We start from the raw sequence: 8060 nt of genomic DNA on the forward strand, positions 1-8060 counted from the left end.
CACGGCGGTGACCACGGTGGCGGTTACCAAGGTGGTGGGAAGGAGGATGCCGGTTACCACGGTGGCGGTTACCAAGGTGGTGGCAAGGAGTGCCACGGCGGCGGTGGCCATGGTGGTGGCAAGGAGTGCCACTGTGGCGGTGGCCACGGCGGTGACCACGGTGGCGGTTACCAAGGTGGTGGGAAGGAGGATGCCGGTTACCACGGTGGCGGTTACCAAGGTGGTGGCAAGGAGTGCCACTGTGGCGGTGGCCACGGCGGTGACCACGGTGGCGGTTACCAAGGCGGTGGCAAGGAGGGCCACGGTGGCGGCTACCAAGGTGGTGGCAAGGAGGGTGCCGGTTACCACGGTGGCGGTTACCAAGGTGGTGGGAAGGAGGGTGCCGGTTACCACGGTGGCGGCTACCACGGTGGTGGCAAGGAGGGTGCCGGTTACCACGGTGGCGGCTACCAGGGCGGCAAGGACCGCGAGGAGCTGGCCAAAACGGGAACGAAGACGGAACTCGCCGTCATGGCCGGTTCGGCGCTTCTGCTCACCCTGGGTGGCTCGGCAATCGTCTTCATGAACAGGCGGCGTCTGCGCCCCACCATCTAGTGTCCTGCGCCGGGAATTCGATCAAGATATGAGGCGAGGCGTTCGAGGATCTCGTCGGCGCTCTTCGTCCAGGCGAAGGGGCGGGGGTTGTCGTTCCAGGTCTTGATCCAGTTTCGGATGTCCTTCTCCAGCGCGTGGAGGGATTTGTGGGTGCCGCGCCGTATCTGCTTGTCCGTCAGGAGCCCGAACCAGCGCTCGACCTGGTTGAGCCAGGAGGAGTAGGTGGGGGTGAAGTGCATGTGGAACCGAGGGTGGGCCTCCAGCCATTTCCTGACCGCCGGCGACTTGTGGGTGCTGTAGTTGTCGCAAATCAGGTGGACGTCCAGGCCGGCAGGGACCTCCTTGTCGAGCTTGGTGAGGAACTTCTTGAACTCGACGGTCCGGTGGCGGCGGTGGATGGAGCCGATGATCTCGCCGGTGGCCACGTCCAGGGCGGCGAACAGGGTGGTGACGCCGTGACGGATGTAGTCGTGGGTGCGGCGTTCTGGCATACCCGGCATCATCGGCAGCACCGGGGCGGACCGGTCCAGTGCCTGGATCTGGGACTTCTCATCCACACACAGGGCCAGGGCACGCTCGGGCGGGTCGATGTAGAGGCCGACCACGTCGCGGACCTTCTCGATGAACTGCGGGTCGTTGGACAGCTTGAACGTGTCCACCTGGTGCGGCTTGAGGCCGAATGCCTTCCAGATCCGGCCGACCGTGGACTTCGACAGTCCGCTCTCAGCCGCCATCGAAGCCCTCGACCAGTGGGTGGCGTCCTTCGGGGACCGCTCGAGCGTGGCGACGACTACATCCTCGACCCGCTCATCGGTGATCTTCCTCGGACCACCGGGCCGGGACTCGTCCACCAGCCCCTCCATCCGCAGTTCCAGGAAGCGCTGCCGCCACTTGCCCACGGTCTGCGGCCAGATACCCAACTCGTCGGCAACCTGCCGGTTCGTCTTCCCGTCCGCGCACCCCAGCACGATCCGGCACCGCTGAGCCAACGCCTGCGAAGACTTCGCCCGCCGCGACCAGCGCACCAACGTCGCCCGTTCGTCCTCGGACAACACCAGCTCGGCCATCGGCCGTCCCGTCTTCGCCATGAAGGCAGTCTACTTATTCAACGAATTCCCGGCGCAGGACACTAGGCGGGCAGCTCAACTGGGTGCAGCGATCCAATCGGCCGACGACAGCCTCTCTGGAGCTGTGGTTGGCCGATTCGGCTGTCTTCGGGGGTACTCCGGCGACTCCACGAGCGGCGTTCCTCAACGGGCCTTTCAGAGCGCTCGGCCGCAGAGAGATCCGCCCTCACCACTCCTGACTACCACGCGCCGCCCCGGCACGTCCCCACCCGTACACACGTCCCCCGACCTGCACGGCTCCCGTTCTGCCCCGTTGTAAGGCACCCTGACTCCCTGCCGCCCACCATCGCCCGCAGGGAGTCAGTGCACCGTTGTCCAGAGTTGAGATCGACCACGAACAGCACCATCTCGACATCCTTCACGCCCGTGTGGAGGCCCTTCGCGAGGACGCCGGGCATCAGCTGGCCGGTGTGCTGCGGGAGACCGGCGGTACCCGGCAGGGGCGGCTGGAGCGGGAGAGCGCCGCCGCCCGGTTCGCGGGGCAGATCGCGCGGTACGACGCCGCCGAGAACGGGCTCTGCTTCGGACGGCTCGATCTGCGCGACGGGGAACGGCACTACATCGGCCGGATCGGGCTGCCCGCCGAGTCCGCCGACGACGACCCGCTGCTGCTCGACTGGCGCGCCCCGGCGGCCCGCGCGTTCTACGTCGCGACGCCCGCGGCCCCGCACGGGGTGCGCAGGCGCCGCCATCTGACCACCCGGGGCCGGCGGGTCGTCCGGCTCGACGACGAGGTGCTCGACCGGGACGGTGTGCCGGACAGCGAGCTGACCGGCGAGGCGGCCCTGCTCGCCTCCCTCGACACCGGGCGCACTGGCCGCATGCACGACATCGTCGCCACCCTCCAGGCCGAGCAGGACGCGATCATCCGCTCCGACCACCGCGGCGTCCTCGTGGTCCAGGGCGGCCCCGGCACCGGCAAGACGGCGGTCGCCCTGCACCGGGCCGCTTATCTGCTCTACACCCACCAGCAGCTGGCCTCCCGGGGCGTGCTGGTCGTCGGCCCCAACCCCACCTTCATCGGGTACATCGGTCAGGTGCTGCCCGGCCTCGGCGAGAACAGCGTGCTGCTGTCCACCGTCGGAGAGCTGTATCCGGGGATCCGCGCGGACCGCGCCGAGGCACCGGAGACCGCCGAACTCAAGGGACGTACCGAGATGGCGGCCGTCATCGCCGCGGCGGTCCGGGACCGGCAGGTGCCCGCGGCATCCGGGCACGGGATCGAGGTGGAGGTCGACGGCGACGTCGTCCGCCTCGACCACGAGGAGTGCGTACGCGCCGCAGACACCGCCCGCGCGACCCGGCTGCCGCACAACCTGGCCGCCCCTGTCTTCCGGCGCGAGATCGTGGACGCGCTCGCCCGGCGGTCCGTGGCAGCCACCCGCGACCTCGCCGACCGGTTGGAGGCGGACATCGCCGAGGTGCTCGCCGAGGCCGGTCTCGACCGGGCCGTACGCGCCGACCTGGACGCCCTGCCGGGGCTGCTCGGCGACGACGACTCGGCCACCGCGCGGGAACGCACCGAGGAACAGGACATCGACGACGTCCGGCGCCTGCTCGCCGCCGACGCCGACGTACGGGCCGCGCTCGACGTCCTGTGGCCGCCCCTCACGCCGCGGCAGCTTCTCACCGACCTGTACGGACAGCGTGCGCGCCTGGACTCCGCCGCGCCCGGACTCACCCACGCGGAAAGGGAGTTGCTGTTCCGCGCGCCGGACGGCGACGGCGGCTGGAGCGCCGCCGACGTACCGCTGCTGGACGAGGCCGCCGAACTGCTCGGCCAGGACAACCGCGCGGCCGAGGCCGCCGCCGCCCGCGAGCGGGCCGAGGGCGTCGCGTACGCGCAGGGTGTCCTGGACCTCGCGGCGGGCGACGCGGAGGACGAGGAGGAGGGCGGCCTCGCCGGACTGGTCGACGCGCGGACCCTCGCCGACCGTCACGAGGAACGCACCACCCGCACCGTCGCCGAACGAGCCTTCGCGGACCGGAGCTGGGTCTTCGGGCACATCATCGTCGACGAGGCACAGGAACTCTCCCAGATGGCCTGGCGGTTGCTGATGCGACGCTGCCCGACCCGCTCCATGACCCTGGTCGGCGACGTGGCCCAGACCGGCGACGCCGCCGGGGCCTCCTCGTGGGCCTCCGCACTCGCCCCGCACATCGGCGACCGGTGGCGCCAGGCGTCGCTCACCGTCAACTACCGGACCCCCGCCGAGATCATGGCGTCCACCACGGATGTGCTCGCCGCGCTCGGCCCGGGGCTCGAACCGCCGCGCTCGGTACGGGAGACGGGCGTCGCTCCCTGGCTGCTGCGCACCGACGACACCGCCCGCGCCCTCGCCGAACTCGCCGCGAAGGAGGCCGCGGCGCTGGACGAGGGCAGGCTCGCCGTGATCGTCCCCGACGCGCGGCGCGACGAACTGGGGGCCGCGGTGGCCCGTGCGGTGCCCGGCACGACGTACGGGGAGGAGCCCGACCTGGAGAACCGGGTCGTGGTCCTCGGCGTGCGGCAGGCCAAGGGGCTGGAGTTCGACGCGGTACTGCTGGCCGACCCCGCGGCCGTCCTCGACCGTTCGGTGCGCGGCCTGAACGACCTGTACGTGGCCCTGACCCGGGCCACGCAACGCCTGGGCATCGTGCACGAGGGCCCGGCCCCCGAGGTACTGGCGAACGCGGTGAGGGCGCGGGCGTGAAGGAACGGGCGTAGAGGAGCGGGGTGGCGGACCGGGGCGCGAGAGGGGCCGCACATCCCGCGCGGCTCAGTTCAGCATCGCCCGCGCCGCCCGCGCCCTCCGCCGGATCGCTGCCGCCGCCTCGGGCTCGACTTTGTCGACGACCTCCGCGTATTCCTCCATCTCCGCCGCCCCGCGCAGGAACTGCCCGCTCTGTACGAGCAGTTGCGCCCGCTCGTACCGCAGCCGGGCCGGGTGCGAGGGCAGCAGCAGCGAGAGGTCCACCGCCCAGAGCGCCACGTCCGTCCGTTCCGGGCGGGTGGCCGCCCACGCCCTGATGTTGTTCAGGATCCGCAGCACGATCTCCAGCGGCGGCGCGGGCACCAGCATCGACTCGTCGAGGGGCTCCCCGGTCGCCCCCGCCACCAGCAGTTCCGCGTCCTGCCCGGTCATCGGGCGGCCGCCGTCGAACGGATCGGCCAGCACCCGCTCGGCCGGATCGCCGAACCCGACGACGAAATGGCCGGGCAGCGCCACCCCGTACACCGGAGCGCCCGCCCGCCGCGCCACCTCGATCCACACCACGGACAGCAGGATCGGCAGCCCGCGCCGCCGCCGCAGCACCTCGTGCAGCAACGACGACTCCAGCCGCTGGTAGTCCGCCGACGAGCCCGCGAAACCGCACCGCTCGCCGAGCAGTTCCGCCAGGGCCGAGGCCCAGGCCCGGCCGCCCCGCACCCCGTACGGGAGCCGGCCCGCCAGCTCGTCCAGTTCGATCTGCGCGGCGTCGGTCCCGTTCGCGTCCAGCGCCGGGTCGGCCACCGCGCCCAGCAGCAGGCAGAGCAGCGCGAGATCCGGCCGCTCGGCGCGCGCCTCCTCGGCGAACCGCTGGTACAGCTCGTCCCGGTCGGGGCGCCCCGGCCGGTCGGGCTCGTGAGGACTCATCGCGCCTCCCCGCCCGTCACGCCGACCGGAAGTGGTGATACCGGTGATGGACCGCGAACCCCATGCCTTCGTACAGTGCCCGCGCCGCGTCGTTGTCCGTCTCGACCTGGAGCCACGCCGCCGAGGCGCCCTCGTCCAGAGCCTTGCGGGCGAGCGCGGTCATCACGGCGGAGGCGAGCCCGCGCCGCCGGTGGGCCGGGTCCACCTCGACGGCCATGAAACCGGCCCACCGTCCGTCCACCACGCACCGCCCGATCGCGGCGGGCGCCGCGCCCTCGGCGTCACCGGGCACGGCGGCGAACCATACCGACGGGCCGCCGCGCAGCACCTGAAGGACGTGCGGCCCCGGCGTCTCGAAGCGCTGATAGCGGGAGAGCCACGCCTCGTCGAGGTCCCGGCTCAGCCGCACCCGGGACACAACGGCGTCCAGATCGCCGACCGGCGCCAGCGCGGCGACCCGTACCTCCGCCGTCACTTCGCGCCACCACCCGCGCTCCTCCAACTCGGCGCAGAGCAGCTCCTGGGTGCCCTCCGCACCGGTCGCCGTCTGGATGTACGCGGGCAGCTCCCGCTCCCCGTACCACCGCCGGACGCGCCCGAGCGCCTCGTCGAGCGGCATGCCTGGATCGCCGAGCGGCAGCACGGAATTGGCGCGCCGGGTGAAACCCCGGGCGGCGCGCAGCCGCCAGTCGCCCAGCGGCTCGCTCTCCACCGGCTGCCAGGCGCGGGCACAGACGGGCGCGAGCTCGTCGAAGGAGGCCGCGGGACCTCGCCGCCGGGCCGGGGCGGCGGGCACGACCTTGCCCGCCACCAGCGTCGATTCCGGGATGCGGACGGAATCCCCGCCCTTCGTTGTGATCGACAGCACACCCTTGTCCCACGATGTGAGAACACCAACCGTGTCAGTGAATTTCGCCCCTTGCGGGCCCTCCTCCGGCGTACGCCGGACTGATACCCGTTTGCCCACGTCAGCCGGTGTAATTCGGACTTCGAGTTGTCCGCCGATGGTGAATTCCACAGCTCTCTCCGCCCCTCCTGTTCGGTTCGTGCCCGCGAACGGAGATACTAGGGGTGGGCATCGACGACGCCGCGCTCCCGCGCGAGAGCCAACGCCCTACCGAGGAGGAACGACAGCGTGACCTACGTCATCGCGCAGCCTTGTGTCGACGTGAAGGACAAGGCCTGCATCGAAGAGTGCCCCGTCGACTGCATCTACGAGGGCCAGCGGTCCTTGTACATCCACCCGGACGAATGCGTCGACTGTGGAGCCTGTGAGCCGGTGTGCCCGGTCGAGGCGATCTTCTACGAGGACGACACCCCGGAGGAGTGGAAGGACTACTACAAGGCGAACGTCGAGTTCTTCGATGACCTCGGGTCGCCCGGTGGTGCCTCCAAGCTGGGCCTGATCGAACGCGACCACCCGTTCATCGCCGCGCTGCCGCCGCAGAACCAGTAGTCAACGGCAGGCAGGTGCGCCGCCCCGGTCCCGTACGGCTCGTCACCGTACGGGGCCGAGGCGTTTTTGCCGCCGGAGCGGCCCGAGCAACCCTCGGACCCCGTACGAGAAAGCAGAGATCCGTGTCCGCAGTCTCCTCCCGTCTCCCGGTCTTCCCCTGGGACAAGCTCGCGCCCTACAAGTCGACGGCCGCCACCCATCCGGACGGCATCGTGGACCTGTCCGTCGGCACGCCCGTCGACCCGGTCCCCGAGCTGATCCAACAGGCGCTCGTCGCCGCCGCGGACAGCCCCGGCTATCCGACGGTGTGGGGGACCGCCGAGCTGCGCGACGCGATCACCGGCTGGGTGGAGCGGCGGCTCGGCGCGGTCTCCGTGGCGCACGAGAACGTCCTGCCGGTGGTCGGCTCCAAGGAGCTGGTGGCCTGGCTGCCGACGCAGCTCGGTCTCGGCCCGGGCGACAAGGTGGCATACCCGCGCCTCGCCTACCCGACGTACGAGGTGGGCGCCCGGCTCTGCGGCGCCGAGCCCGTCGTCTACGACGACCCCGCCGAGCTGGACCCGACCGGCCTGAAGCTGCTCTGGCTCAACTCGCCGTCCAACCCGACCGGTCGCGTCCTGGCCAAGGAGGAGCTGACCCGGATCGTCGCCTGGGCGCGCGAGCACGGCGTGCTGGTCTTCAGTGACGAGTGCTACCTGGAGCTGGGCTGGGAGGCCGAACCCGTCTCGGTACTGCACCCGGACGTCTGCGGCGGTACGTACGAGGGCGTCGTCGCCGTCCACTCCCTCTCCAAGCGCTCCAACCTGGCCGGATACCGCGCGGCATTCATCGCGGGTGACGCGGCCGTGCTCGGCGAGCTGCTGCTGATCCGCAAGCACGGCGGCATGATGACGCCCGCCCCGGTCCAGGCGGCGACGATCGCGGCGCTCGGCGACGACGAGCACGTCGCCGAGCAGCGGACCCGGTACGCGGAGCGGCGCGCGGCCCTGCGCGCGGCGCTGGAGGCGAACGGCTTCCGCGTCGAGCACAGCGAGGCGAGCCTGTACCTGTGGGCGACGCGCGACGAGCCGTGCTGGGAGACCGTGGCGTACCTGGCGGAACTCGGCATTCTCGTGGCGCCGGGCGACTTCTACGGACCGGCCGGTGACCGCTTCGTGCGCGTGGCGTTCACGGCGACGGACGAGCGGGTGGCCGCCGCGGTCAAGCGGCTGGCCTGACAGTCGGCGTCACATGCGAGGGGCCTCGGGAGTACGCACTCCCGAGGCC

At 71.4% G+C, this 8060-nt stretch carries 6 protein-coding genes and 1 pseudogene; 4 read left to right on the forward strand and 3 right to left on the reverse strand.

Annotated features, from left to right (window positions below; all coding sequences use genetic code 11):
- A pseudogene (locus ACFU8Q_RS29590) lies at positions 1-594 on the forward strand (hypothetical protein); the annotation flags it as partial.
- Here the strand turns inward: ACFU8Q_RS29590 and ACFU8Q_RS29595 are convergent.
- A complete protein-coding gene (locus ACFU8Q_RS29595; protein WP_384459380.1) occupies positions 591-1682 on the reverse strand; it encodes an IS630 family transposase in 1092 nt (363 codons plus the stop codon). The pseudogene ACFU8Q_RS29590 and the gene ACFU8Q_RS29595 overlap by 4 nt on opposite strands.
- A gap of 350 nt (positions 1683-2032) precedes the next feature.
- Here ACFU8Q_RS29595 and ACFU8Q_RS29600 point away from each other — a divergent pair, with 350 nt between their 5' ends.
- The gene (locus ACFU8Q_RS29600; RefSeq protein WP_384459383.1) at positions 2033-4414 is read left to right on the forward strand and encodes a HelD family protein; all 2382 of its coding nucleotides are present in this window, start codon (positions 2033-2035) and stop codon (positions 4412-4414) included.
- Positions 4415-4480: 66 nt separating this feature from the next.
- Here the strand turns inward: ACFU8Q_RS29600 and ACFU8Q_RS29605 are convergent, their stop codons facing one another.
- On the reverse strand, positions 4481-5338 hold the full coding sequence (locus ACFU8Q_RS29605; protein WP_384459386.1) for a tetratricopeptide repeat protein: 858 nt from the start codon (positions 5336-5338) through the stop codon (positions 4481-4483).
- 16 nt (positions 5339-5354) lie between these two features.
- The gene (locus ACFU8Q_RS29610) at positions 5355-6356 is read right to left on the reverse strand and encodes a GNAT family N-acetyltransferase (protein WP_384459389.1); all 1002 of its coding nucleotides are present in this window, start codon (positions 6354-6356) and stop codon (positions 5355-5357) included.
- A 117-nt stretch (positions 6357-6473) separates the two neighbouring features.
- Between ACFU8Q_RS29610 and fdxA the strand changes: the two genes are divergently transcribed.
- Entirely contained in the window at positions 6474-6794 is a 321-nt protein-coding gene (fdxA, locus tag ACFU8Q_RS29615) for a ferredoxin (protein WP_037688837.1), read from the forward strand.
- A gap of 122 nt (positions 6795-6916) precedes the next feature.
- Positions 6917-8011, forward strand: coding sequence for a succinyldiaminopimelate transaminase (gene dapC, locus ACFU8Q_RS29620; RefSeq protein WP_384459392.1), 1095 nt, complete (start codon positions 6917-6919; stop codon positions 8009-8011).
- Positions 8012-8060 lie beyond the last annotated feature (49 nt).

The organism is Streptomyces sp. NPDC057543, assembly GCF_042801895.1.
GTDB lineage: Bacteria > Actinomycetota > Actinomycetes > Streptomycetales > Streptomycetaceae > Streptomyces.